General features: G+C 59.8%; 21 protein-coding genes. 16 read left to right on the forward strand and 5 right to left on the reverse strand.

The genetic code is table 11. The features are described 5' to 3' along the window. Window positions 1-11 precede the first annotated feature (11 nt). Genes BG57_RS13020 through BG57_RS13040 form a run of 5 tightly spaced genes read left to right on the forward strand, consistent with a single transcriptional unit; the run spans window position 12 to window position 9,019 of the window. Entirely contained in the window at window positions 12-2,513 is a 2,502-nt protein-coding gene (locus BG57_RS13020; protein WP_035963929.1) for an FHA domain-containing protein, read from the forward strand. Further along, a complete protein-coding gene (locus BG57_RS13025) occupies window positions 2,491-3,864 on the forward strand; it encodes a beta-barrel domain-containing protein (protein ID WP_035963667.1) in 1,374 nt (457 codons plus the stop codon). The genes BG57_RS13020 and BG57_RS13025 overlap by 23 nt, the downstream gene beginning before the upstream one ends. A gap of 17 nt (window positions 3,865-3,881) precedes the next feature. Beyond that, window positions 3,882-4,634 carry a peptidylprolyl isomerase gene (locus tag BG57_RS13030; RefSeq protein ID WP_035963669.1) on the forward strand — a complete coding sequence of 251 codons (753 nt, stop codon included), beginning with the start codon at window positions 3,882-3,884 and terminating at the stop codon, window positions 4,632-4,634. Between the two features lie 15 nt (window positions 4,635-4,649). Next, window positions 4,650-7,709, forward strand: coding sequence for a peptidase domain-containing ABC transporter (locus BG57_RS13035; protein WP_035963671.1), 3,060 nt, complete (start codon window positions 4,650-4,652; stop codon window positions 7,707-7,709). Beyond that, entirely contained in the window at window positions 7,706-9,019 is a 1,314-nt protein-coding gene (locus tag BG57_RS13040; RefSeq protein WP_035963673.1) for a sigma-54 interaction domain-containing protein, read from the forward strand. Before BG57_RS13035 ends, BG57_RS13040 begins: the two co-directional genes overlap by 4 nt. Here BG57_RS13040 and BG57_RS13045 read toward each other — a convergent pair. Both BG57_RS13045 and BG57_RS13050 read right to left on the reverse strand, forming a co-directional pair. After that, window positions 9,003-9,773, reverse strand: coding sequence for a PP2C family protein-serine/threonine phosphatase (locus BG57_RS13045; RefSeq protein ID WP_035963675.1), 771 nt, complete (start codon window positions 9,771-9,773; stop codon window positions 9,003-9,005). The two genes, BG57_RS13040 and BG57_RS13045, sit on opposite strands and share 17 nt — an antisense overlap. A gap of 79 nt (window positions 9,774-9,852) precedes the next feature. Then, window positions 9,853-10,143, reverse strand: coding sequence for a hypothetical protein (locus BG57_RS13050; RefSeq protein ID WP_035963678.1), 291 nt, complete (start codon window positions 10,141-10,143; stop codon window positions 9,853-9,855). A gap of 377 nt (window positions 10,144-10,520) precedes the next feature. Between BG57_RS13050 and BG57_RS13055 the strand changes: the two genes are divergently transcribed. The 3 genes from BG57_RS13055 to BG57_RS13065 all read left to right on the forward strand — a co-directional run bounded on the left by BG57_RS13055 (window position 10,521) and on the right by BG57_RS13065 (window position 12,545). Then, on the forward strand, window positions 10,521-11,030 hold the full coding sequence (locus tag BG57_RS13055; protein WP_035963680.1) for a lecithin retinol acyltransferase family protein: 510 nt from the start codon (window positions 10,521-10,523) through the stop codon (window positions 11,028-11,030). Between the two features lie 10 nt (window positions 11,031-11,040). Next, window positions 11,041-11,289, forward strand: coding sequence for a hypothetical protein (locus BG57_RS13060; protein WP_035963682.1), 249 nt, complete (start codon window positions 11,041-11,043; stop codon window positions 11,287-11,289). Between the two features lie 152 nt (window positions 11,290-11,441). Beyond that, on the forward strand, window positions 11,442-12,545 hold the full coding sequence (locus BG57_RS13065) for a 4-hydroxyphenylpyruvate dioxygenase family protein (RefSeq protein ID WP_035963936.1): 1,104 nt from the start codon (window positions 11,442-11,444) through the stop codon (window positions 12,543-12,545). A gap of 25 nt (window positions 12,546-12,570) precedes the next feature. Here the strand turns inward: BG57_RS13065 and BG57_RS13070 are convergent, their stop codons facing one another. Both BG57_RS13070 and BG57_RS13075 read right to left on the reverse strand, forming a co-directional pair. Beyond that, complete coding sequence (locus BG57_RS13070; RefSeq protein WP_081850895.1) at window positions 12,571-12,942, reverse strand: cupredoxin domain-containing protein; 372 nt, start codon at window positions 12,940-12,942, stop codon at window positions 12,571-12,573. Then, window positions 12,939-13,919: a metallophosphoesterase family protein gene (locus BG57_RS13075; protein ID WP_052005794.1), complete on the reverse strand. Its 981-nt coding sequence runs from the start codon at window positions 13,917-13,919 to the stop codon at window positions 12,939-12,941. Before BG57_RS13075 ends, BG57_RS13070 begins: the two co-directional genes overlap by 4 nt. A 196-nt stretch (window positions 13,920-14,115) precedes the next feature. Between BG57_RS13075 and BG57_RS13080 the strand changes: the two genes are divergently transcribed. From BG57_RS13080 to BG57_RS13110, 7 genes are all read left to right on the forward strand, one after another. Further along, entirely contained in the window at window positions 14,116-14,751 is a 636-nt protein-coding gene (locus tag BG57_RS13080; RefSeq protein ID WP_035963958.1) for an RNA polymerase sigma factor, read from the forward strand. Then, complete coding sequence (locus BG57_RS13085; protein WP_035963685.1) at window positions 14,741-15,439, forward strand: anti-sigma factor family protein; 699 nt, start codon at window positions 14,741-14,743, stop codon at window positions 15,437-15,439. The genes BG57_RS13080 and BG57_RS13085 overlap by 11 nt, the downstream gene beginning before the upstream one ends. Window positions 15,440-15,674: 235 nt before the next feature. Next, window positions 15,675-16,886, forward strand: a complete 1,212-nt coding sequence (locus BG57_RS13090; protein WP_371875848.1) for an ABC transporter substrate-binding protein — start codon at window positions 15,675-15,677, stop codon at window positions 16,884-16,886. Window positions 16,887-16,986: 100 nt separating this feature from the next. Continuing rightward, window positions 16,987-17,859, forward strand: a complete 873-nt coding sequence (locus BG57_RS13095) for a branched-chain amino acid ABC transporter permease (protein WP_035963688.1) — start codon at window positions 16,987-16,989, stop codon at window positions 17,857-17,859. A gap of 7 nt (window positions 17,860-17,866) precedes the next feature. Then, window positions 17,867-19,813: a branched-chain amino acid ABC transporter ATP-binding protein/permease gene (locus BG57_RS13100; RefSeq protein ID WP_035963690.1), complete on the forward strand. Its 1,947-nt coding sequence runs from the start codon at window positions 17,867-17,869 to the stop codon at window positions 19,811-19,813. A 48-nt stretch (window positions 19,814-19,861) separates the two neighbouring features. Further along, window positions 19,862-20,596: an ABC transporter ATP-binding protein gene (locus BG57_RS13105; RefSeq protein ID WP_035963692.1), complete on the forward strand. Its 735-nt coding sequence runs from the start codon at window positions 19,862-19,864 to the stop codon at window positions 20,594-20,596. A gap of 73 nt (window positions 20,597-20,669) precedes the next feature. Continuing rightward, window positions 20,670-22,682 (forward strand): acyl CoA:acetate/3-ketoacid CoA transferase, encoded by a 2,013-nt coding sequence (locus BG57_RS13110; RefSeq protein ID WP_035963693.1) that lies wholly within the window; start codon window positions 20,670-20,672, stop codon window positions 22,680-22,682. A 12-nt stretch (window positions 22,683-22,694) separates the two neighbouring features. Here the strand turns inward: BG57_RS13110 and BG57_RS13115 are convergent, their stop codons facing one another. Continuing rightward, window positions 22,695-24,206 carry an amino acid permease gene (locus BG57_RS13115; RefSeq protein WP_035963695.1) on the reverse strand — a complete coding sequence of 504 codons (1,512 nt, stop codon included), beginning with the start codon at window positions 24,204-24,206 and terminating at the stop codon, window positions 22,695-22,697. Window positions 24,207-24,501: 295 nt separating this feature from the next. On the opposite strand from BG57_RS13115, the gene BG57_RS13120 reads away from it, so the two are divergent. Continuing rightward, on the forward strand, window positions 24,502-25,158 hold the full coding sequence (locus BG57_RS13120; RefSeq protein WP_035963697.1) for a peroxiredoxin: 657 nt from the start codon (window positions 24,502-24,504) through the stop codon (window positions 25,156-25,158). The last annotated feature ends 19 nt before the right edge of the window (window positions 25,159-25,177 follow it).

Below are 25,177 nucleotides of genomic sequence, written 5' to 3' on the forward strand. Positions count from 1 at the left end.
GCGACGTGAACATGGCCCCAGGCGATCCGATAGCGGAACAGCAGCCAAGCGTGGGCGAGGCGTTCGACGTCCTTCTCACGCCCATGTCGCGCGGCAATCCGGGCAATTCGCTCAGTGAAATACGCATCGATGAAAATCTCTTCGCGATTGGCCGCGCGGAGCCGCCTTTCGACGAGAGTCCGCCCGACACTGTCGCGCAACTGTCACGCCGGCATGCGCGCATTTTCATTGAACACGGCGACGCCTATATTGCGGACCTCGCGAGCAAAAACGGCACGTCGGTGAATGGCACGCCCGTTCGCGACGTGCCCGTGCGACTGCGAAATGGCGACGAAATCGCCTTTGGCAACCGGCTCGCGTATCGCGTGCAGTTCGTGCCGCGCAAACGCCGCACGCGCGTTCCCAAGCCGCTCGGCATCACGCTCGTGCCGCAACACGACGATCGCGGGCTGCTGCCCATCGAAGTCGTGCGGTTTCCGTTTCTGTTCAGCAAGAGCGATGAAACGTTCGCGCGGTATCGCGACGCATATCCGCATCAGGTGAACTACGTATCGCGCCGCCACGCGCATTTGTTCGTCAAAGGCGGTGCGCCTTTCGTCGAAGACCTCGGCAGCACGAATGGCACGTTCGTCAATGGACAGCGAATCGCCGATCACGCGGTCGAGTTGAAGAACGGCGACACGGTCGCATTCGGCGGCACGCACTTCGCTTATCGCGTTCATCTTCATGGCGACGAGAGCGAATCGACGCTCACCGAAATGGTTCGGCCATCCGCGGCCGCAAAAGCCGAGGCCGAGCAGGACAACGACAAGACGACGTTCGTCGGCTCGGCGCACTCGTTCCTCGATATCTTCTGCATCGACCAAGCCGCTCCCGCCGATGACGAAGTCAACGAGGACGCACACGCCGCCACGAAAGACGCGCACTCTGTCAAACATTCGGGCAGGCACACTAAAGTCGCGCTTTTTATGGCGGAATTGCGCAAGGCGTTCGCCCCCGACGACCCGCGCGCCGCCAGACGCACACGCATCGTCGTTGCGTCCATCGTCGTCGCATTGATCGCGGCCGGAATTGCGCTCATTTATGGAGGGTCGTCGGAACGTCGGGCAAAGTCGCTGATGGCAAGTGGCGACTATGCGCAAGCCGCCGCCTTCAGCGACGGATATCTGAAAGGGCATCCCGATGACGCACGCTTCACGGCGATGAACACCGAGGCCGTGCTGAAGTCTGGCGTGCCGCGCTGGCTGGACGCGTTGCGTGCAGGCAAATACGCCGATGCGGATGTCATCCTTGCGCAGATACAAACGCTGGGCGCGCACAATCCGGACGTGCGTTCGATGCTCGATGAGCTCGGCTGGATAGGCAGGCTCGAGCGCTTCGTCATCGGGCGCGGCGGACCCGATGCGCCCATTCGCATGTACGTGGATGAAGCAAGCATCGCAGAGATTCTTAAGCATTGGGAAGCGGACGCGGCGGGTCATCAACGCGATCTCGATCGCATTGCGGGATACGTGCCCGAGTTTCGCGATCCGTATGCGCTCGCGTTGAGTCACTTGCGAAAGCTGCAAAGCGACGATTCAGCTTATCTGGCGGCCATCGACCGGCTAAATGCGAGCATCGTCAAGAGTCTCGCTGATGACGATCCCGATGCCATCGACGCGACTCTCAAGGAATACGCGGAGAAGTATCCACGCCTAAGCGGCCTCGATCGCGTTCGCGCCGATGCGAGCGCCTACGCGAGCCTCAAGCGCGCAATGAGCGAGCCAAGCCTTGCGCCAGTGGTTGCGGCCTTGAGCAAAGCGAATTTCTCGACGCCGCCGTTCCAGACGCGCTTCGCGCAAATCAGCGCGAGCCAGTTGCCACCGGCGGATGTGCTGGCGCAATACGCGGCGGTGTCGGCCGCATGGGCAAACGGAAATAGCGCACGCGCCATCGATGCTTTACAAAAGCTTCGGCAAGGAACGTGGACGCCAATCGTTCAAAAGGAAATCGCGCATAAGCAATCGGTCGCCGCGCAGTTCGCTGACTTGCAAAAAGCGCGCGGCTCGAAACAGTACGAAGATTCAGTGCTCTCTTTCAACGAAACTTTGGATGCACAGAGTGATGCATATTTCGCGAAAGCAGTCGCACCTGAGATTGCTGCGCTGAAGAGCAAGGCAGCGTCCCGCGCGCAATCGTTGATGAATCAGGCGCAAGGATTATGGACACACTATCGGACCAACGGCGGCATTGGCGGATCACAGCGGCTTGAATCGGGCGTATCCGACACATTCCGCACGCAGGCGCGCCTCTTGTTAAATGCGCAAGACACAGCCGCGCGTGGCATGCGAATCCTGAAACAGGTCAACGGCGATCCTGATAAATGGACCGCCCTCAAAGGCGATATCGACAACGAAGTGGATCTGCAACGGCGTTCGCTGCAGGACCTCCGTATGGTGCTCGAACCGGCTTTGCTGCAAAGCAAGCTCGCGTTGCTCAAAGGAGAAGGCGATGAAGCGCGACGCGCCCCTTAAGCCGTTCTCCGAGGCGCTGGAGGATCACGGCGCGGAGGGCGTCGCCATTCTCACGGCCGAACCGCTCAAGCTGACGCGGGCGCTCATCTACGCGATGGTATTGCTCGTGGCTGCTGCGCTCGTGTGGTCCTTCGTCGGTCATGCCGATGTGATGGTGACGGCGCAAGGCACGCTCGCGCCGGAGTCGGAAGTGCGCCGCTTTTATGCGCCGATCGATGGCGAACTCGCCGACTTGTACATTGCCGAAGGGCAACCCGTGCGCAAGGACGATGTCGTCGCTCGTCTCAACGCGCGCGGCGCGATCGAAGCGGCCACGAACGCGCTCGAAGCGCAACTCAAGCTCGACGATGCCGAGCGTGAATGGAAGCAGTTTCCGGAAAAGAAGCTGCTCATGGAACGCAGGATCGTGGCGCTCAGGAATCAGATGGAAGTGGAAGAGCATCAGCATCAACAGCGCGTGACCGAGGGCACCAGCAAGCTCGCGGAAGGGCAGAAGGCGCAACTGCAGGAGCTGCGCAGCACACTCGAGAACGCCCGGCGCGCACGCGATGCCGCGAAGAACGAACTCGATCGTTTCACGCGCCTGTTCGCGTTGCCGGGCGGCGGCGGCGTGTCCGAATCGCAGGTCGATGCCAAACGCAATATCTACCTCGAAGCGGACGGGGCCTATCGCGTCGAGCAGGCGAAGCTCGCGGAACTGGACTTCCGTTTGAGTCATGAATTCACTCAGGCCAAGGCGCAACTCGAAACGAGCGGTCAGGAATCGACGAATCTCAGGCTGCAATACGAGGCGGCGATGCGGGAAGTCGCAAGCACGGAAGACAAGTTGCGTCTTCAATTGCAGACGGCGCGGCTCGTCGCGGACGCCGCGGCGCGCATTCGCTTTGAGAACATCGACAAGGACAATTTTTTGTTGATCCTGGCCCCGGTGTCGGGCGTCGTCACGGATGTGACTTCCACGCAGCCCAGCGACAAGGTTCAGGCTAATACGCCGCTTGGCGGCATAGCGCCCGCCAATGCCCGTCCTGTTTTGAAGATTGAAATTGCAGAGCATGATCGCGCGTTCCTGAGAGAAGGGCAGCGCGTCAAGATCAAGTTCAATGCATTCCCTTATCAGCGCTATGGCGTGATCGACGGCACGCTCGCGTTCATCTCGCCCGCTGCCAAACCGAGCCCGGCGACGAAACAGCCCGTGTACGAAGGTCGCGTCACGCTGGATCGCGACTACTACCAGATTGGCGGCACGCGATATCCGCTGCGCTACGGCATGACCGCGGCAGCGGAAGTCGTCGTGCGTGAACGGCGGCTCATCGACATGGGCCTCGATCCATTCCGCAACGTGGCTGGCTAAACCAAACGGAGAACGATATGACGGCAATTGTGCGTATCGATGATGAAGTGGTCGATGTGGGCGAATTCATTCGGCTTCTCAAACTCAATGGTCAGTTCGACGGCCTCATCGAGCAACTGGTACGCGACAAGCTCACGGTACGTGCGGCCAAGAAAGCACGGATCGAACTGACGGCCGATGAGATTCAGACGCGTGCCGATCAGTTCCGGCGCATACGCGGGCTGCATCGCGCGGCGGATATGAATAACTATCTCGATGCGCTGAATGTAAGTCTCGACGAATTCGAAGTCTTCATCACAGACACGCTCTATCAGGAAAAGATGCTGGAGAACGTCGGCACGCAGCCGGCCATCGAAGAGTATTTTCAACTGAATTCGCCGAAGTTCGACAGCATCGAAGTCAGTCATATCGTCCTCGACACAGAGGGAAGCGCCAAAGAAATGATCTCGTATCTCAGCGACGACCCCGATAGCTTCGCAGACATGGCGCGCGAGCATTCGTTGGCCGATACGCGCGAGAGTGGCGGTGTCATTGGACGTGTCATGCGTGGGCAACTCAAGCCGGATATCGAAGCCAAAGTCTTCAACGCCGCGCCCGGCGATCTTCTTGGCCCGTTCGTATCCGCCGATGGCTCCGCCTATGAAATCTTCGCGGTGACGGCCACCTATCCCGCGACGCTCGACGAAGACGTTACCGCCGAAATACGCCGGCTGTTGCGCGAAGAATGGCTGCTTGCGCGTGCGCAAGAGCACGTGATCGAAGCGCGCTAAAGCGCCGCCACGCCGATGGACGCCCCTTCCACCTTCGATTCGACGGCCGAGTTTCTTGCGGCAGTCGAGATACTCTCTCCGTTCTCGCGCGAGGAAACGGAGCAACTCGCCGCGCACGCAGAGTCGCGCCGCTATGCTTTCGGCGAGACCGTATGTAATGCGGGCGATCCGGCCGATGGCCTGTTCATCGTCAGGGCCGGCTCCGTGCGCATCTTCACGGAGGAGCACGGCAAGGAAATCAGCATGGGGGTCAAGAAGGAGCGCGAGACGTTCGCGGATATCGCCATGTTGCGCGAGTATCGGCATGAGTCGTCGGTGCGTTCCTCCGGCAAGACAGAGTTGCTGTTCATTCCGCGCAAGGTCATCGAGCCGGTCATCGCGAGGAATCCCGCCGCGCTTGCGTTTGTCACCAGCTACGTCGCCATTGCTTCGGCCGGAGGTTTCGTCGCGAAGCTATTCGATTTGCGCGGCAAGCTGAACAAGGCGGAACTCGAAGAGTGCGTGCGCAGCGTCGGCGTCAAGCGCATCGGCGAAGGCAAAGAGATCTTCAAGCAGGACACGCGCGACGACAGACGCCTTTACGTTGTGCGGCAAGGAGAAGTGCGCCTCGTGCGCGATGAAGGCGGCCAGCAACATGTGATCGCGACGCTCGGCCCCGGCGAGATCTTTGGCGAGAAGGCTTGCGTGATGCGTCAGGAGCAGATGGCGTCGGCCATTGCGAGCGTCGATACGCGCCTGCTCGTCATACCTGAAAAGACCGTGCATTTCATCATCGAGCGCAATGTCAAACTGCGCGAGGTGCTCGAAGAGCGCATCCGGTACATCGAGCGTGAATTGCAGCGGCAAAGAAAGCTGGCGGAACGGCGCAAGCTGCCGGCGATGCTCGATCTTCAGTCGAAGCCGGAATTCGGCGAGCGCGTCATCAAGCGCTTTGCATGGGTCGAGCAGGCCGAAGAAATGGATTGCGGCGCTGCGTGCCTCGCGATGATATGCCGGCATTACGGCGTCGGCATGACGCTCGGCAAGCTGCGTGAACTCGCTAATGTGACGACACAAGGCGCGACGCTCGACAGCCTTGCGCGCGCCGGCGAAGCACTCGGATTCACGACGCGCGGCATGCAGTGCACCTATGAATCGCTGCGTGGTTTCGAATTGCCGTTCATCGCGCATTGGGAGGGCTATCACTACATCATCGTCTATGGGATATCGAGCGAGAACGTCTGGGTCGCGGACCCGGCTATCGGCTTCAGAAAGATGACAGCGGGCGAGTTCGAACGTGGTTGGAGCGGCACATGTCTGCTCTTCACGCCAGCGCAGGATCTCGTGCAACAGGCGGTGTCCAATTCGCCGTGGATACGCTTCGTCGGTTATCTCAAGCCTTATCGCAAGATACTGCTGCACCTTTTTCTTGCGACGTTCGTCATTCAGATGCTGGGCGTCGTTCCGCCGCTCATCATCCAGAACATTCTCGACGGCGTGATCGTGCATCAGAACGTCGGGCTGCTGCATGTGCTGATTGCGGGACTCATCGTATCCAACGTTTTCTCTCAACTCATGTCCACCATACGCGCCTATCTCGCGAACTTCATGGTGCGAAACATGGACTTCTCGATGATGTCGCAGTTCTTCAAGCATACGTTCTCGCTGCCGTTCAGCTTTTTCGCGAAGCGCAAGACAGGGGACGTATTCGCGCGCTTTCAGGAAAACCATACGATCCGCGCGTTTCTCACCGAGTCCACGGTCACGACGGTGCTGAATCTGCTGATGGTGTTCATCTACTTCACGATCATGTTTCTCTACAACGTGAAGCTCACGCTCTTGCTCATCGCATTCGTGATTCCGCTGATGGCGCTGACGGTGCTGGCGACGCCGCGCATCAAACACAACGCGCGGGAGATGTTCTCTTCCAGCACGGACGCGCGTTCTTATCTGATGGAGGCATTGGGCGGCGTCGAAACGGTGAAGGGGATGGGCATTGAACGGGCGGTACGCCTGAAATGGGAGAAGAAGTACGCCAAGTCCCTCGAAGTGCAGTACAAGTCGCAGCGATTCAATATCGTCGTGGGGCTGTGCAGTCAGCTATTGAATGCCGCGACGACCATCGCGGTGTTATGGGTCGGTGCGAATCTCGTGCTCTCACGCGAACTGACTATTGGACAACTCATTGCATTCAACGCTTTCATGGGAAGCGTGCTGTCGCCGCTCATGGGACTCATCGGCTTATGGAGCCTGCTCAACGATGCGGGCGTCGCAATGGAGCGACTCGGAGATGTACTCGACATCGAGCCGGAGCAGAAACCTTCTGAAATGCAGCAGCGCGTGATGTTGCCGGACCTTCAGGGCAATATCAGCTTCAACGGCGTGTACTTCCGTTATGGCGATGGCGACACGCCCTATGTGCTCGAAAACATCAGCTTCGATATCAAGCCGGGTGAATTGATTGCAGTGGTGGGCCGAAGCGGATCGGGCAAGACGACGCTTGCAAAATTGCTGGTCGGCTTCTATGCGCCGGGCGAGGGAAAGATGACGGTGGATGGTTACGACATCAACGTGATCGACAAAGGTTTCTATCGCGCGCAGATCGGTTACGTGATGCAAAGCAACCTGCTGTTCTCAGGAACCATCGCAGATAACATCGCGAGCGGCGACGAAGCGCCGGACCGCCGACGCATCGAGGAAGTCGCCAAGATGGCCGATGCCCACGCGTTCATCACGCGCATGCCGCTCGGCTATGAGCAAGTGGTGGGCGAGCGGGGCGTCGGGCTGTCGGGCGGACAGATTCAGCGGCTATGCATCGCACGCGCGCTTTATCACGATCCGCGTCTGCTGGTGTTCGACGAGGCCACGTCCGCACTCGACACGCAATCGGAAAGCAATATCCTCGGAAACATGCAGGAGATATTGAAGGGACGTACGGCGGTCATCATCGCGCACCGACTCTCCACGATCATGCGCGCCGACAAGATTCTTGTGCTCTATGAAGGCGGCATCGTCGAACAAGGCAAGCATGACGAACTCGTCGCAAGAAAGGGCATGTATTACCAACTCGTGCAGAAGCAACTGAGCGCAGCATGAAAATACTCGACCAGCCTGAAAGCGACAGCGTGCCCGCATCGGCGATCTCGTATGCGGGAATCATCGAGAAGATCGAGATATTGCGTTCGACGCTGCGATGGACTTCCCGCCTCGAGCGTCCGGAAATCGAAAAGCTGTTGCGTCAGGCGAGCGCATTGCGCGACGAAGTCATGCAGCTTTCGCACAAGGAGCGCTTCGTGCAAGCCGCAGCCTCGGAGCCCAAGCGCGAGCTATCGGCTGCGGCCCGGCGGCAGGCGCTGATCGAACGCAGCTTCGTTTTCGAAGGCACGTTCGGCGACAACCCGAAACTGCTGGAAGCACTGGAAATTGCGGAGAAAGCTGCGCCGACGGATCTTCCCGTTCTGATCGATGGCGAAAGCGGCACCGGCAAGGAACTGATGGCTAAAGTCATTCACGCCAACGGCTCGCGTGCGGACAAGCCTTATATCTCCGTCAACTGCGGCGCGATTCCGGACAATCTTCTCGAATCGGAGTTGTTCGGGCATCGCAGAGGCGCTTTTACGGGCGCAACGAACGACCGCAAAGGGAAATTCGAAAGCGCACATACGGGCACTATCTTCCTCGACGAGATTGGGGAGCTTCCGCTGTCAGGCCAGGTGAAGTTACTGCGTGTGCTGGAAGCGCATGAGATTCAGCGCGTAGGTTCCGACGAGCCGATAGCGGTCGACACGCGCATCGTCGCCGCGACCAACCGCAACTTGCGGCGCTTTTGCGATGAAGGGCGCTTTCGCGAAGACTTGTACTATCGCCTGAGTGTGATACACGTGACCTTGCCGGCACTGCGTGAGCGTCGCGACGAGATACCGCTTCTGCTTGCTTATTTCGGCGATGAAGCTGCGGCCACGCTCAAACGCCGGCCCGTGAAAATGTCGCCCCGGCTGCGCGATTTTCTGCGCCACTACGAGTATCCCGGCAACATCCGCGAACTGCGCAACGTGGTGTACCGGCTTGCTTGTCTGGCCGGCGAAATGGCGGATATCGAGCATCTTCCGCTGGATATCAGGCCGAAGTCGTCGCTGTCACTCGCCATTGGCGGAGCATCGGCAAGCGGCGACGGAATTGCTACAGCGAGTTCCCTGAGCGAAGCCAAGCGCGTCGCGAGCGACGAAGCCGAGCGCGCCTTTCTTGAACGCGGCTTGCAGGAAGTGGGCGGCACGGTAGCGGAACTCGCGCGGCGCTACGAGATGAACCGGTCGCACCTGCAGATGCTACTGAAAAAGCACGGGCTGCACTCGAAGGATTTCCGGCTTGCAGCGCAAAAGGCGAGAGACGCTAGATCGACGGATTGACCTGAGTCCTGTCCATCGCCATCACGTCTTCCGCATGCGCGACGACCAGTGAGATATTGTCTCGCCCGCCGCGTTCCAGCGCTTTTTCAAGCAGTCTTTGCGCGGCAAGCTCGCAGTTGCCCGCAGTGAGTTCGCTTGCCATTTCCGCTTCGCTGATCTCGTTCGACAAGCCATCGCTGCACAGGAGAAAGGTATCGCCGTCGTTCAGCGCGACGGTGCTTTCATCCAGATCGAGAACGTCGAGCGCGCCCACTGCGCGTGTAATCAAATGCTGCGCCGGATGATGCAGCGCTTCTTCCGCGGTCAACTGCCCGCGTGCTTTAAGTTCTTCGACGTGGCTATGATCGCGCGTCAATTGCACGAGCTTTCCGTTCCGGAAAAGATAGATTCGACTGTCGCCGGCCCAGAGATAAGCGCATGCACCATTCCGAGCGGCAAGCACGACCACTGTGCTGCCGATGCGCGATACCAGCCGTCTGGCGGCCTCCACGCGCAGCTTGCCGTTGACGTCGATGAGACGTTCGCGCGCATCCGCGATGACACTGGCAAGCCCGCCATTCGACGAGATAGCCGACAGGCTCTCGATGACCATACGGCTCGCCAGATCGCCGACAGCGTGTCCGCCCATGCCATCGGCGACGGCCCACAGACCGCGCTCGGGTGAATCGAGCAGGGCGTCTTCGTTGATTTGCCGAACGCATCCGACATCGGAGCGGGCAGCCGATGTCCATCTAAATTCAGCCGTGAAGGTCACGACAACCTCCCTTGGTCCTGAAGCGCGCACGCAATCCGCCGATTGTGCGCCAGAATGCGCGCGCTAAACGCGATGGGCGCTATCCCGCGCTGTTTGCCGACGCTGCGTTCGGACTGACATTGAGATTCGCGCCGTTGCCGGAATTATGGACATTGACCGACTGGAACTGATTGATCATCTGGTCCGCAGTGAAGTTGTTCGTGATGTCGTAGATATTCACGACGCCGCCAAAGCCTTCCTGACGCCCCGAGATGTACGGCGTGATCCAGCCAAAGATCCACAGCGCGCCGCCGCCGCCACTGATGGCCGACATCGCCGCGTCGTCGAGTTCGCGACTGCATTCGAGATCGGTGACGGACAGGACGCTCATATTCATTCTCCGCAAAGCGCTTTGAGGGACGCGTGAGCCAATGCAAGTCGTATGCCGACGTCGTGGCGGGCGCTCGAGGCCCATTCGACGCGGGCTTACGTCGAATGGCGTTGGGCGCGCACCGACATTCGCGATCCGGCAGTCAGTTTCCTACCGACACGCGGGGCGCTTACCGCCAGATGGCCAAACCCCAACAGAAACGGACCAACGCCGTTTGTTGGACCCGAACACTACGCCATTACTCCGAGTCGACAAAAATCAATAAACTCAATCGAATCAAGGGATTATAAAACTGGCAAGAAAGCTGCAAATGACATCGCAACCAGGCGCCGTACAAACACCCAGCGCCAGCCTAAGAACTCATAGCGGAGCGAGTCATGTCAAGCAGCGAAACGTCCGGATCGTTCGATGAAACAGCCGCCGAGCACGGCTTTTCCCTCGGCGCCGAAGTCGTCACGCGCCGCTCCGGGTACGAGCATCACGGAATATATGCGGGTAACGGCATGGTTATCCACTATGCCGGCTTCGCCAAGTCACTGCATCGCGGCCCCATCGAGGAAGTGACGCTCGCGCAGTTTGCGGGCGGCTATGGCGTGACGATGCGCCAGCATGCGGCTGCGCGTTTTATCGGCATGGAAGCGGTGCGGCGCGCGCGCAGCAGGCTCGGCGAGGATCGTTACCGCCTGTTGACCAATAACTGCGAGCACTTCGTTTCATGGTGCCTGTTCGGTGAAGCCCGCAGCAGTCAGGTGCGCGCGTGCCTCGTTCATCCAGGCGTCGCGCTCGATGCACTCAAGGGACTGCTGAAGGCCTATGTTTCGGCCGAACGGCGCCGCCGTGCAAGCGCGTTTGCAAATAGCGGACTGAATACGTCTTTAGCCATGTGAGGAGACCATCATGGACACCCCCGAAAATTCGCTTCACTGGGCCGTCGATAAATGGCTCGCACCATCGCCGGCGCATCCGGCACGCGTCGTGCAACTGTGCCGTTCGCATCTCACGGGCATGCGCTTTGTTCGCATCGAGGCGTGGCATGCGGGCGGCTCCATTGCGATCATCTTTTTCCGCCACGAAGATGGCACCTGGAATGTATTTCCGCCGCAGGTCAGGCGTCTCTCGATGAGTCCCGCGCGGCTGGCCGCCTGAGGCGCGGGCGGGCCCCGCTTTGACACGAACGACACGCTGCCGCTACTCTAGCTGCAAAGATGTGCCACGCAAACGCGATGGTGGCACGCGATGCGGCAGTCATGGTAGTTTTCGCATCCGTGAACCAGTTCGTACAATTCGAGGTATTGCCGATGACCCAGCCTGACTCCGCTGACTTTTCTCCGTCCGCCAGCACGGCCGCCGAATCTCAGATCGGCGAGAATCCGCTCGGCATTGCGGGGCTGGAGTTCGTAGAGTTTTCGAGTCCCTATCCGCAAGGGCTCGCCGCATTATTCGAGCGGCTGGGCTTCACGCCGGTTGCGCAGCACGTCAGCAAGGCGGTCACGCTGTATCGGCAGGGCAGCATGAATTTTTTGCTGAACGCCGAGCCGGATTCATTCGCGACGCGGTTCGCCCAGACGCATGGCGTCGGCATCGCGGCCATCGGCATTCGCGTGCTGGATGCGCAAACGGCGCATGAACGCGCCGTCGATTACGGCGCATGGGATTTCGAAGGCGAGAAGATCGGCCCCAACGAACTGGCAATACCGGCCATTCAAGGCATTGGCGATTCACATATCTATTTCGTCGATCATTGGCCGGGCAAGAATAGCGGCGAAACATCAATATACGACATCGATTTCCGCGCGATTCCCGATGCGAATGCCGATCTCAAGGGCGCGGGCCTGCTCGAAGTCGATCACTTCACGCAGACGGTCGGCGCTGGCCGCATTCGCGAATGGCTCGATTTCTATGACGACGTGCTGCATTTCCGCGAAATTCATCAAGTGCATCCGGACTGGCACGTGTCGCAGGATTCCGCTGTTACGGTCTCGCCATGCGGCTCCATTCGCATTACGGTCTACGAGAAGGGCACGTATCGCACGGACTTGATGCAGCAATATTTGCCCGATCATGAAGGCGAGGGCGTGCAGCACATCGCGCTGGCATCCGCCGATATCTTCGCTTCCGTCGACGCCCTCAGCGCGCGGGGCGTGCGCTTCCTGATGCCGCCGCAACGCTATTACGATGAGATCGACGCCCGCCTGCCCGGTCATGGCCTCGATATCGACAAGCTGCGCACGCGCGGAATTCTGGTCGATGGCGAGATTCTTCCCGACGGCACGCCGCAACTCTTCTTGCAGACCTTCATCGAACGCGAGCCGGGCGACATGTTCTTCGAAATCGTCGAGCGGCGCGGACATCATGGCTTCGGCGAAGGCAATCTCGATGCGATCGCCAAAGCGCGAAGCTGACAGACCGCGCCGTGGCGTCGCGCGTTCATTGCACGATAATCGTTCCTGTCATGTGCGGATGCAGCGAACAGAAATACTTATAGGTTCCCGGCTTATCGAATACATGCGAGAAGCTGTCGCCACTGTCGAGCGGATCGGACTTGAATGATTTTGTCTCGTCGACGATCGTATGCAGCATGTCATCGTGATTCGTCCATGTCACCTTCGTGCCGGCAGGGACCGTCAGCGTGTCCTTGTTGAACGCGAAATTGTCGATGGACACGACGGGCGCGCTCACGGCGGCCACTTGCTGTGCAGGTTCTTCGGCGCAAGCGGATGGCATCGCGCCAACGAGGCCCTTGATCGCGAGTGCGATTGCAAGCTGCCGGGCGCATTGTCGAATGAGCGTGATGTTCATGCTCCTGCCTCCGCCAGCGAGGTATCGACGATAGCCAACTGCTCGCGTCCCGCAACGTGCGTCACGGCGCGCAAGCCGAGCATCGATCGCAAGCGGTCCGCGCCGACTTTCATCGGTCCGGGGCCGGTTGCTGCGCCCGGCGCGGGTTGCGGAAACGCGGTCGACATCGCCGAATAAAACCGCATGTCGCCTTCTACTTTCTGCGCGACCTGATGCACATGTCCATTCAGGACCGTCACCGAACCGAAGCGATTCAGTAGAGCGAGTGCTTGTGCGCTGTCGTCGGTGCCCCAGCCCCATGCCGGATACAGCGCCCATAACGGTATATGCGCGAATACGACGATGGGCGTACTGCTCGTCCTTCCCTGCAAGTCTTGCTTGAGCCATGCGAGTTGCTCATCGCCTAAAAAGCCGAGGCCGCCGCCCTTCAGGTCAATTACATTGGTCAAGCCGATGAAATGCACGCCGCCTTCGTCGAAGCTGTACCAGTGACGCATACTGCCGCGTCCATACTGCACGGAAAAGCGCGCAAAGAACGGGTCGCCGTTATCGACAAGCACGTCATGTTCGCCGGGAACGTAATGCACCGGCATGCCCGCATTGCCGATGATCTGCGTCGCAGTATCGAACTGGGACGGCGTCGAGAGATGTGTAATGTCGCCGGTATGAATCATGAAAGCGGGGCGCTGAGGCATCTTTCGCACCTGGCCGATGGCTGCTTCGAGCGTGCTCGCCGGTTCCGTGTTCGGGTCCTTGTTGAATCCGATATGGCTATCGCTGATCTGCACGAAGCTGAAGGAATGCGCGCTTTCGTCGGCATGAGCCGAGGAAATCAGGCTCGAGCGCGGCACGCCGCCGCTGATCGTCCACAGCACACCTGCGCCCGCCCACGCCATGCAGGACAGAGCGGTGCGCCGGCGCTTGCCGTGATCGTCCAGTTCGGACGCGGGCGGCAAGTCCGTGGGTTTGGTATTCATGACGGTTCCTTTGCGAGTGATGTAAGAGGGAATGAATGACGCAGCGGGCATCCGTCCATCGAACCGGCTTACGCGGCGCGATATTCCTGGAAAATTTCTTCAGGGGAAGGGAATAAAGCGGTCCTGCAACAAGTAAAGGAGGATGTGCACGCGCGACACCGGGCGTGCGTTGATCCGCCTTGAGGAGACCCGCGCGATGTGGCCCAGCAGGTCGAGAGCAGAGAAGTCCCCGCATGCGCGCTTCGAGGCGACCGTGATGCCGCATATCGACGCCGCATACAACCTTGCGCGCTGGCTATCCGGCAGCGCGAGCGACGCGGATGATGTCGTCCAGGAAGCCTATTTACGCGCATTCCGCTTCTTTAGCGGCTTCGAAGGCGGCGAAGAAGCGAATGCGCGTGCATGGCTTCTGGCTATCGTGCGCAACACCTGGTTCACCGAGTGGCGCAAGCGCGTGCACATGGCCGATGGGACGCCCTACGATGAAGACATCGCCGGGGATGAAACCTTGCCTGGCTGGTCCGATGAAGCCGGCGTGAACCCCGAGACGCTTGCAGTGCGTAAGGACGAAGTCCACCTCGTGCATCGCGCACTGGAGGCGTTGCCGCTCGCCTTTCGCGAGGTGCTGGTGCTGCGTGAACTGGAAGACATGAGTTACAAGGAAGTCGCCGCCATCACGGGCGTGCCGATAGGAACGGTGATGTCGCGGCTTGCGCGAGGCCGCAAGATGCTGGCCGGGGCCGTGCGCGCGGCGCAATGCGACAGACCGAGCGTCAGGCTCGTGCGCAAGTCGGGGCCGGGTCATTCCGAGGAGTCGGGCAATGGACAATAACGAAGCCGCTTCGCTCGATACGAGGCTCAACGATGGCTCGCTTTATCAGCACGCGCCGGTGCATTTGCGCGCGCAAGTGCTGGCGCGCGTGCGCGAGGAAAGTCAGCGCTCGCAAAAGCCTGAGCAAGGTCGCCGTCCCTGGCGTCTGGGGCTTGCTTTACCGGGGCCGTTCTTCGGCGGCGCATTCACGGGCGCGACACTCTCCGCGATGGTGCTGGGCGCGATGCTGTGGTTCCAGACCGCGCCGCGTCCTGCAAGCGATGCACCGCTCGCGCAGGAGATCGTGTCGAGCCACGTGCGCGCGTTGATGTCGGATCGGCCCATCGATGTATTGTCGAGCGACAAGCACACGGTCAAGCCGTGGTTCAACGGCCGCATCGACTATGCGCCGCCTGTAGTCGATCCGGCTGGACCCGGCTTCGCGCTCGTTGGCGGACGGCTCGATTACGTCGGGCATCGGCCGGTCGCCGTCGTTGTTTATCGATACCTGAAGCATCCCATCGACGTTTATGTGTTTCCTGAGAAGCCGCCGCTTAAGGATGGACAGATCGTCGTCACTCAGTCCGACGATGGCTATGCGCTTGCCCGCTGGAATCGCGACGGCATGACGTTCTGGGCCGTGACTGACGCTTCCGCCTCGGTCTTGCGCCAGTTCACGCACGCCGTCGAGCAGGGCACGCCGCGCTAAAACAGTGCATCGTACCTTCTCTGTTCCTTTGCATCCCGAAGCGGCCGCTTCGGGATGCCGCCGTTTTGCGTCCCGATGTGCGCTAACGCTCGTGCCGTTCGGGTATGTCCGAATATGGTCTGATCCTTACATTTTTCTAAACTCGGTCACCAAGCGCCTAATTAGAGCGACAGCTAAAAGAATCGGGCGGTCAGGCTTTCACAAAGCGGTTCAAGCGACGGAGACAGAAATGGGAATGCAGATGAAGCTCATCGCGGGCATGCTCGCGTTCGGCGTTTTTTCGTCGGCCTATGCGGCTGATCCGATCAAGATCGGCGTCGACGGCCCGTTCACGGGAGGCTCGTCGTCGATGGGCGTCAGCATGCGCGACGGCGTGCGGCTCGCGACTGCGGAAATCAACAAGTCGGGCGGCGTGCTCGGGCGGCAGATCGTGCTCGTCGAACGCGATGACGAAGCCAAGAACGAACGCGGCGTGCAGATCGCGCAAGAGCTGATCAACAAGGAGAAGGTCGTAGCCGTGGTCGGTTATATCAATACCGGCGTCGCGCTCGCCTCCCAACGCTTCTTCCAGGAAGCGAAGATTCCCGTCTTCAACAATGTCGCGACGGGTTCGGTCGTCACCAAACAGTTCGACGATCAGCCCGACAACTATGTCTTCCGCAACGCCGCAGCCGACCGCATTCAGGCGCCGATGATCGTCGAGGAAGCCATCACCAAGCGCGGCTTCAAGAAGGTCGCGATTCTCGCCGATTCGACGAACTACGGCCAGCTTGGCCGCGAAGACCTTGAAAAGGCGCTCTCGTCGAAGGGCATCAAGCCTGTGGCAGTCGAGAAATTCAATATCAAGGACGTCGACATGACCGCTCAATTGCTCAAGGCAAAGGCGGCGGGCGCGGAAGCCGTCCTTACTTATGGCATCGGGCCCGAGCTTGCGCAGATTGCGAACGGCATGGCGAAGCTCGGCTGGAAAGTGCCTTTGATCGGCAGCTGGACGCTTTCCATGGCGAACTATATCGACAACGCCGGCGCGAATGGCGAAGGCGCGCGCATGCCGCAGACCTTCATTCAGGACGCGAATACGCCGAAGCGTAAAGCCTTTATCGAAGCGTATCTGAAGGAATTCAAGCCGAAGAACGATCGCATCGATTCGCCGGTGTCGGCGGCGCAAGGCTATGACTCGGTTTATCTGCTTGCAGCGGCCATCAAGCAAGCCGGTTCCACCGATGGCCCGAAGGTGAAGGAAGCGCTCGAAAACCTGAGCACCAAGGTGGACGGCGTGGTGATGTCCTACGACAAGCCCTTTACCAAGGCAGACCACGAAGCGATCAGCCCGAACGTGCCTGTGATCGGCGAAGTGAAGGCCGGGCGGGTCGTCTACGCATACGACGCGGACAAGAAAGGCGGCAGCACGCTGCGCACCAAGCAGACGACGACCGCTTCGAACTGAGGCACGAGTTCCATTCCGAGGGTAAGAGCCGCGCCCGCCGCAGATGGCGGGCGCGGCTTGACGCATGCGCTTGGTGTTCCGATCCAAAGGCGTCCAGACGATGATTCTTCTTCAGCTCATTTACAGCGGCATCGCGCTTGGCATGATCTACGCGGTGATCGCATTCGGCTATCAGCTCACTTTCGCGACGTCCGGCACGCTGAACTTCGGTCAGGGCGATGCGCTCATGCTCGGCGCACTCGTGGGCCTGACGCTCGTATCGGCAGGCGTCAACTACTGGCTGATGATTCCGCTCGTGTGCCTGTTCGGGCTTCTGCAAGGCTCGTTGGTCGAGCGAATCGGCGTGCGGCCGGCGATCAAGATCAAGTCGGAATTCGGCTGGATCATGTCGACGATTGCGCTTGGCATCATCTTCAAGAACGTCGCGGAAAACGTGTGGGGGCGTGACGATCTGCGCTTTCCTTCACCGCTGCCCGAATCGCCGCTTCACGTGTTCGGCGCGAATGTATTGCCGATGGAACTGCTTGTCGTGGCGGGTGCGCTCGTGATGATGCTGGCAGTGGAATTCTTCAATCGCAAAACGATCTTCGGCAAGGCCGTCGTGGCAACCGCGAACGATCGCGATGCCGCGGCACTCATGGGCATCAATACGGGACTCGTCATCACGTTCTCGTATGCGTTGTCGTCGCTGACGGCGGCGTTCGCGGGCGTCCTCATTGCGCCGCTTACGCTGACAGGCGCGACGATGGGCGCGGTGCTCGGCCTCAAGGCTTTCGCGGTGGCGATCATCGGCGGCTTGTCGAGCGGCATGGGCATCATCGTCGGCGGCATGATTCTCGGCATCGCGGAGACGACAACGGGCTTTTATATCTCCACCGGCTACAAGGATGTGCCCGGCCTCGTGCTGCTTTTGATCGTGCTTGCGGTCAAGCCTGCGGGTCTGTTCGGCAAGACAGCGATCAAGAAAGTCTGAGGCGGCCATGAACAAAGCAAAGAACTGGATTGCGGCCCTGATCGGCCTCGCGGCGCTTGCGACGTTCCCGGTCGTGTCGGGAAATCCGTATTACATCCATCTCGTCGAAACCATCATGATTTACGCGATCCTGTTGTTCGGGCTCGATATCGTGGTGGGTTACACCGGTCAGGTATCGCTCGGTCACGCGGGCCTCTTTGGCGTCGGCGCTTATACGGCGGGGGTTCTGTTTGCGAAGCTCGGCATGCCGTTCTATGTGACCGCGCCGCTCGCGATCGCCGTGACTGCCGCATTCGGCGCCATACTCGCGTTGCCCGCGCTGCGCGTGTCCGGTCCTTATCTCGCGATGGTCACGCTCGCGTTCGGCACGATCATCCAGATTCTCATCAACGAGATGGACTTCCTGACGAACGGCCCGATGGGACTCAAGATTCCCAAGCCTACGCTGGCGGGTCACAAGCTCGATGAAGTCGAGTATTACTGGCTTGTTGCCGCGCTATTGGTGGCATCGCTGATCGTAGTGCATCGCGTGTTGAAGTCGCATCTCGGGCGTGCTTTCGAAGCCTTGCGCGATAGCCCCATCGCGTCGGATTGCATGGGCGTGTCGGTTTATCGCTACAAGGTGTATGCGTTCGTGATTAGTGCGGGCTTTGCCGGACTGGCTGGCTGTCTCTATTCCTATTCCGAGCAATACATTTCGCCCAATACCTATAACTTCGAGCTGACGATTCTCTTCTTGCTCGCGATCATCATGGGCGGCCGCAAGACTCGCACGGGCGCGATCATCGGTTCGACGGTCATCGTGTTGTTGCCCAAGCTGCTCGACGACATAGCGAACTTTCGGATCGTCGCTACCGCACTTGCCGTGCTCGTCGTTGCAGGAGCCGCGCTTGCGCTGGCACGCAAGACAACGACGCCGCAACGCGTGGCGATCCCGGTGATCGGAACTGCGGGCCTTGCCGCATTCTCGTTCTGGATCGATGCGCTGACCGACTGGCGTCTCACGATCTTCGGCCTGATGATTCTGCTCGTCGTCTATTACTTGCAGGACGGCATCGTCGGCTTCGTGCGAAAGACGCTGCACCTCGGGCGCGTGCGCGTCACCAAGGTCGATACCGACGCCCTTGCAAGCGATACACGCGAAGACGATGCAGTCGCCGCCGTCGCACGCGAAGGCGCGGATGCCATTCTCGATGTGCGCGGCGTACTGATGCAGTTCAGCGGCCTCAAAGCGCTGAACAACGTCAGCCTGACGGTAAAACGCGGCACGATTCACGGCCTGATCGGACCGAACGGATCGGGCAAGAGCACGATGATGAACGTCCTGACGGGCATCTATGTGCCGACCTCGGGCGTCATCGAATATCAGGGCGAGTCGCTGGGCGGCCGTACTTCATCGAAGATCGCGCTGTCGGGGATCGCGCGCACTTTCCAGAACGTGCAGCTATTCGGCGAGATGACCGCACTCGAGAACGTGCTCGTGGGTCTGCATCATACGTTTCGCTCGAATTTCGCGGATGTCGGTGCAATGAGCCCGCGTTATCGGCGGGAAGAGCAGGCCGCACGCGAGCGCGCATTCAACATGCTGCGTTTCGTGGGGCTGGAGCACGTCGCGGGCGAAGAGGCGCGCAATCTTCCTTATGGCAAGCAGCGTCTGCTCGAAATCGCGCGGGCACTCGCGCTCGATCCGCAATTGCTTCTGCTCGATGAGCCTGCCGCCGGACTCACTGCGCCGGATATTCGCGAGCTCGTTGCGATCATTCGCAAGGTGCGCAATCATGGCATTACGCTGGTGCTGATCGAGCATCATATGGATGTGGTGATGAGCGTGTGCGATACCGTGTCGGTGCTCGACTTCGGGCAAAAGATCGCGGAAGGCAAGCCTGCCGACATTCAGGCTAACGAGAAAGTGATTGAAGCGTATCTGGGCGGCAAGGCCGCGGAAACGGCTTGATGAATACGCTCAGGCAATCGCAGAGCAACGCCACGAGAAGGATCACCGATGCTAACGATCAATAACCTCCACGCGGGCTATGGCAAGGTCAAAGTGCTGCACGGCATATCGCTCAACGTGCCGAAGGCGAAAGTCGTCACGCTGATCGGCTCGAACGGCGCGGGAAAGACGACGACCATGCGCGCGATCTCCGGCATGATCAAGCCGACTGACGGCGAGATAACCATGGGCGTCGGCACTGCGGCAAAACGTATCGACGCACTGGATTCTCACAAGATCGCGCGTCTGGGTTTGGCGCATTCGCCCGAAGGACGACGCGTATTCGCGACGATGTCCGTCACGGACAATCTGCTGCTGGGCGCATTTCCGCGCCTGACGTGGGCGCGTCCCAAAGGCGACGTCGCTGCCGATCTCGAACGGGCGATCGAGCTGTTTCCGCGACTCAAGGAGCGCCGGCACCAGCTCGCCGGGACGCTTAGCGGCGGCGAACAGCAAATGCTCGCGATGGCGCGCGCCATCATGCTCAATCCCGATCTCGTGCTGCTGGATGAGCCATCCATGGGTCTTGCGCCGATCCTCGTCGAAGAAGTCTTTCGTATCATCGAGCGCCTCAAGCAGGACGGCGTGACGATGCTGCTCGTCGAACAGTTCGCCGCTGCTGCGCTGAATGTCGCCGATTACGGCTATGTGCTCGAAAACGGTCGCGTCGCGACGCATGGGCCAGCGGAGCAGTTGCGCAACGATCCTTCGGTCAAGGCGGCGTATCTCGGCGCGAGTCATTGATTGCAATTTGGTGATACCGTGATGCGAAGCATCGTGAGCGTGACCATCACGAGCATCGAATAAAGGAGACACCATGACCGCCACGCCTCGTCATCCGTTTCCATCGTCGGCGCGCCTCGTGGAACGCGGCAAGATCGTTTCCGCGAGTGAGGCCGTCCGGTTGATTCGTTCAGGCGACACCATCGCGACGAGCGGCTTCGTCGGTGTCGGCTTCGCTGAAGAAGTGGCCATTGCGCTCGAAGCACGGTTCCTCGAAAGCAAAGACAAGGCGTCATCCGATCCACACGAGCCAGTCGAAAATCTCACGATCGTTTATGCCGCAGGGCAGGGCGATGGCCGCAGCAAAGGGCTGAACCACTTCGCGCATGAAGGACTGGTCAAGCGAGTCGTTGGCGGACATTGGGGACTCGTGCCGGGCTTGCAAAAGCTCGCGATGGAGAACCGCATCGAGGCGTATAACCTGCCTCAGGGCGTCATTTCTCAACTCTTTCGCGATATCGCCGCGCATCGGCCCGGACAGCTATCGAGCGTGGGCCTCGGCACGTTCGTCGATCCGCGCAATGGCGGCGGCAAACTCAATGCGCGCACGACCGAGGATATCGTTCGGCTCATGCAGATCGACGGCGTCGAATATCTGTATTACAAGGCTTTCCCAATCGATGTCGCGATCGTGAGAGGCACGACTGCCGACCTCAACGGAAACGTCACGATGGAGAAGGAGGCGCTTACGCTCGAAGCACTTTCCATCGCGATGGCCGCGCGCAATTCAGGCGGCATCGTCATCGCGCAAGTGGAACGGCTTGCGGAATCCAACACACTCAGTGCAAGACAAGTGAAGGTTCCCGGCGTGATGGTCGATTGCGTCGTTGTCGCGCGTCCGGAGAATCACTGGCAGACGTTCGGCGAACAATACAGTGCGGCGTTTTCCAGTGAATTGCGTGTCGCCGCGAGTTCCGTGCAGCCGATGCCGCTCAATGAACGCAAGGTCATAGCACGCCGCGCCGCGTTTGAATTGATGGCGAATAGCGTCGTGAATCTCGGCATCGGCATGCCAGAAGGAATTGCGAGTGTGGCGAACGAGGAACAGGTGATCGACCTGTTCACGATGACGACCGAGCCCGGCGTGATCGGCGGCATTCCCGCGGGCGGACTCAATTTCGGTGCGGCGACGAATACGCAGGCCATCATCGATCAGCCGTATCAGTTCGACTTCTACGATGGCGGCGGCCTCGACATTGCTTTTCTCGGGCTTGCGCAAGCGGACCGCGAAGGCAATCTGAACGTCAGTAAGTTCGGGCCCAAACTCGCGGGCGCCGGCGGTTTTATCAATATCAGTCAGTCCGCGAAAAAAGTCGTATTCGTCGGCACGTTCAACGCGGGCAAGCTCGATATAGCGATCGACGCCGGCAAGCTGAACATTCGTCGCGACGGCGATTGCCGCAAGTTCGTCGATGCCGTCGAGCATCGCACCTTTAGCGGCCGCTATGCTGTCGAGCGCGGGCAGACGGTGCTGTATGTCACCGAACGCTGTGTGTTCGAACTGACTGAAGAAGGGCTCGTGCTGACCGAAGTCGCGCCGGGCATCGATATCGAGCGGGATATCGTCGCGCAAATGGGCTTCAGGCCCGTGATCAAGTCGGCGCCGCGCCTGATGAACGAGCGCATTTTCCACGATACGCCGATGGGCCTGCGCGACGTGCTGCTCGGCCTCGGCCTGGCCGAACGCTTCAGTTATGACGCGGAGAAGAATCTATTCTTCATCAACTTCGAAGGGCACGAGGTCGCCACACTGCAAGACGTGGAAGACATACGCCGCGAAGTGGAGAAGCAACTCGCGGACGTGAACACGAAGCCGCATGTCATCGTCAACTACGACAACTTTTCGATTCGCCCCGAGATGCTCGATGCCTATTCGGAAATGGTCACGGGACTCGTCAGCGGCCTATACGACGGCGTTACACGCTATACCACCAGCAGTTTTCTGCGCATGAAACTCGGCGATGCGCTCAAGCAACGGGGCGTCGCGCCGTACATCTATGAAAGCGCGCAAGAAGCGCGCGAGCACAGCACGCGACGCTCCGGCTGAGGCTATCTATCGTCAGTTTCTCGCAGTGTGGCCCGGCGGCGTCTGTCGCGCGTCGCGCAGCCTGCTGTGGCGGATGCCGTAGACGAAGTAAATGACGATGCCGATGGCCATCCATATGATGAGACGTATCCACGTATCGGCAGGCAGTCCCGTCATCAGAAAGACCGATGAAAGCGCGCCGAGCGGAGCGACGATGAATACGGCAGGCGTCTTGAATGCGCGCTTGAGTTCCGGCTGTGTGATGCGCAGGACAAGCACGCCGATGCAGACGACCGCAAATGCGAACAGCGTGCCGATGCTGACGAGTTCGCCGACGAGACCGATCGGCAGCAAGCCCGCCAGAACCATCACGATGAGTCCGGTCACGACCGTGGTGATGTACGGCGTATGAAAACGCGGATGAATTTTCGATGCAAACGGCGGGAGCAAGCCGTCTCTCGCCATCGAATAAAAGATGCGCGGCTGGCTGAGCAGCAGTACGAGAATCACCGAAGTCAGGCCGAAAATGGCGCCGAGCTTCACGATGGGCGAAAGCCAGCGCATGCCGATTGCATCGACGCCGACGGCGATGGGGTCGGCGACGTTCAGCTTGTCGTAGGACACGATGCCGGTCAGCACGTATGAGACGAGCACATACAGGATCGTGCAGATCGTAAGCGAACCAAGCAGGCCGATAGGCATGTCGCGCCTTGGATTGCGTGTTTCCTGCGCCACGCAAGACACGGAATCGAAACCGATGTACGCGAAGAAAACCACCGCCGCGCCGCGCAAGACGCCGCTCAGGCCGAACACACCGGATTCGCCCGTATTCGGTGGAATGAATGCGCCAGTCGGATTGCTGGCCGTCACCCAGTGACTCGTATCGACATAACCGATGCCCGCCGCGATGAACGCGAGCACGATCAGCACTTTGATCACTACGATGATGCTGTTGACGCGCGCCGATTCGCGAATGCCTATGACTAGCAACATCGTGATGAGCCCGACGATCACCATTGCTGGCACGTTGAGAATTGCGCCCGCATGACTCCATCCCTTGCCCGGTTCGTAAGCGAAGGGGGCCTGAGACAATTGCGGGGGTATATCGATATGCAAAGAATGTAGAAAGCTCACCACGTAGCCCGACCAGCCGATCGCGACCGTCGTTGCGCCAACGGCATATTCGAGTATCAGATCCCAGCCGATGAGCCAGGCGATCAGTTCGCCCATCGTGGCATACGCATAGGTATAGGCACTGCCGGACACCGGCACCGTCGATGCCATCTCCGCGTAGCAGAGCCCGGCGAGCGCGCATACGATTGCGCCGAGCACGAACGAAATACTGATCGCGGGGCCCGCATTCGTCGCCGCCGCATGACCCGTCAGCACGAAAATCCCCGCGCCGATGATGCACCCGATGCCGAGCAAGGTGACATCGAGCGAAGACAGCGAACGTTTCAGTGCATGTCCGCCATGCGTTTCCTGGAGCACCTCATCGGTTTCTGCCGCCTCGCTTTGCAGCGCAGCAACGGATTTCTTTCGCATGACGGTCACGATCGCCTCCTGGGTGACAGCCGCTGGCTGTCGAGATAAACGCTGTTCCGTGATAGCAGATTTCCCCGAGGAATACGAGTTTGCACGAGGCGTCTGCGCTGAACGCCCGTTCGCGCCAGCATTTCTTATGCCCCTGACCCTCTCGCCAGCGGGGGAATTCGCAAGCCGGTCCGCCGGGCGGTCGCGGCGCACTATAATCGGCTTGTCTGTTGCGCTCTCACAGCCGGAATCCGTTTCGCAACGGCGCGGAACGCTCTCCGATTACATTTCAACGTGGAGATCAAATATGTCCATCCGTATTGGTGACGAAGCCCCCGATTTCACCGCAGAGACCACGCAAGGCCAGATCCGGTTTCATGAATGGATCGGCGACCAATGGGCGATTCTTTTCTCGCATCCCAAGGACTTCACGCCCGTCTGCACCACGGAACTCGGTTACATGGCGAAGCTGAAGCCGGAGTTCGACAAGCGCAATACGAAGGTCATCGGGCTGTCCATCGATCCCGTGGATAACCATTCGAAGTGGGCGAAGGACATCGAGGAAACGCAGGGCGCAGCCGTGAACTATCCGATGATCGGCGATGCGGACCTTAACGTGGCCAAGCTTTACGACATGATCCATCCGAACGCGAGCGGCGGCGGCCCGCGTACCGCTGTCGACAATGCGACCATTCGCGCGGTGTTCATCATCGGCCCGGACAAGAAGATCAAGGCGACCTTCACTTATCCGATGAGCGCCGGCCGCAATTTCGACGAAGTGCTGCGCCTGCTCGATGCGCTGCAACTGAACGCGAAGCATACGGTGGCGACGCCCGTGAACTGGAAGCCGGGCGAAGACGTGATCATTCCGACGTCCGTATCCGACGAAGACGCAAAGAAGAAGTATCCGGAAGGCTTCAAGACGCTCAAGCCTTATCTCCGCACGGTGGCGCAGCCCAAGTAAGCTCGTTGTGTTTCTGAGA

Origin of the sequence: Caballeronia grimmiae (assembly GCF_000698555.1) — a bacterium.
Classification (GTDB): domain Bacteria; phylum Pseudomonadota; class Gammaproteobacteria; order Burkholderiales; family Burkholderiaceae; genus Caballeronia; species Caballeronia grimmiae.

Coding starts and splice junctions, on each gene's coding strand:
- BG57_RS13020 (WP_035963929.1), top strand. CDS start 12: ATGGCCCCAGGCGATCCGATAGCGGAACAGCAGCCAAGCGTGGGCGAG.
- BG57_RS13025 (WP_035963667.1), top strand. CDS start 2,491: ATGAAGCGCGACGCGCCCCTTAAGCCGTTCTCCGAGGCGCTGGAGGAT.
- BG57_RS13030 (WP_035963669.1), top strand. CDS start 3,882: ATGACGGCAATTGTGCGTATCGATGATGAAGTGGTCGATGTGGGCGAA.
- BG57_RS13035 (WP_035963671.1), top strand. CDS start 4,650: ATGGACGCCCCTTCCACCTTCGATTCGACGGCCGAGTTTCTTGCGGCA.
- BG57_RS13040 (WP_035963673.1), top strand. CDS start 7,706: ATGAAAATACTCGACCAGCCTGAAAGCGACAGCGTGCCCGCATCGGCG.
- BG57_RS13050 (WP_035963678.1), bottom strand. CDS start 10,143: ATGAGCGTCCTGTCCGTCACCGATCTCGAATGCAGTCGCGAACTCGAC.
- BG57_RS13055 (WP_035963680.1), top strand. CDS start 10,521: ATGTCAAGCAGCGAAACGTCCGGATCGTTCGATGAAACAGCCGCCGAG.
- BG57_RS13060 (WP_035963682.1), top strand. CDS start 11,041: ATGGACACCCCCGAAAATTCGCTTCACTGGGCCGTCGATAAATGGCTC.
- BG57_RS13065 (WP_035963936.1), top strand. CDS start 11,442: ATGACCCAGCCTGACTCCGCTGACTTTTCTCCGTCCGCCAGCACGGCC.
- BG57_RS13070 (WP_081850895.1), bottom strand. CDS start 12,942: ATGAACATCACGCTCATTCGACAATGCGCCCGGCAGCTTGCAATCGCA.
- BG57_RS13075 (WP_052005794.1), bottom strand. CDS start 13,919: ATGAATACCAAACCCACGGACTTGCCGCCCGCGTCCGAACTGGACGAT.
- BG57_RS13080 (WP_035963958.1), top strand. CDS start 14,116: ATGTGGCCCAGCAGGTCGAGAGCAGAGAAGTCCCCGCATGCGCGCTTC.
- BG57_RS13085 (WP_035963685.1), top strand. CDS start 14,741: ATGGACAATAACGAAGCCGCTTCGCTCGATACGAGGCTCAACGATGGC.
- BG57_RS13090 (WP_371875848.1), top strand. CDS start 15,675: ATGCAGATGAAGCTCATCGCGGGCATGCTCGCGTTCGGCGTTTTTTCG.
- BG57_RS13095 (WP_035963688.1), top strand. CDS start 16,987: ATGATTCTTCTTCAGCTCATTTACAGCGGCATCGCGCTTGGCATGATC.
- BG57_RS13100 (WP_035963690.1), top strand. CDS start 17,867: ATGAACAAAGCAAAGAACTGGATTGCGGCCCTGATCGGCCTCGCGGCG.
- BG57_RS13105 (WP_035963692.1), top strand. CDS start 19,862: ATGCTAACGATCAATAACCTCCACGCGGGCTATGGCAAGGTCAAAGTG.
- BG57_RS13110 (WP_035963693.1), top strand. CDS start 20,670: ATGACCGCCACGCCTCGTCATCCGTTTCCATCGTCGGCGCGCCTCGTG.
- BG57_RS13115 (WP_035963695.1), bottom strand. CDS start 24,206: ATGCGAAAGAAATCCGTTGCTGCGCTGCAAAGCGAGGCGGCAGAAACC.
- BG57_RS13120 (WP_035963697.1), top strand. CDS start 24,502: ATGTCCATCCGTATTGGTGACGAAGCCCCCGATTTCACCGCAGAGACC.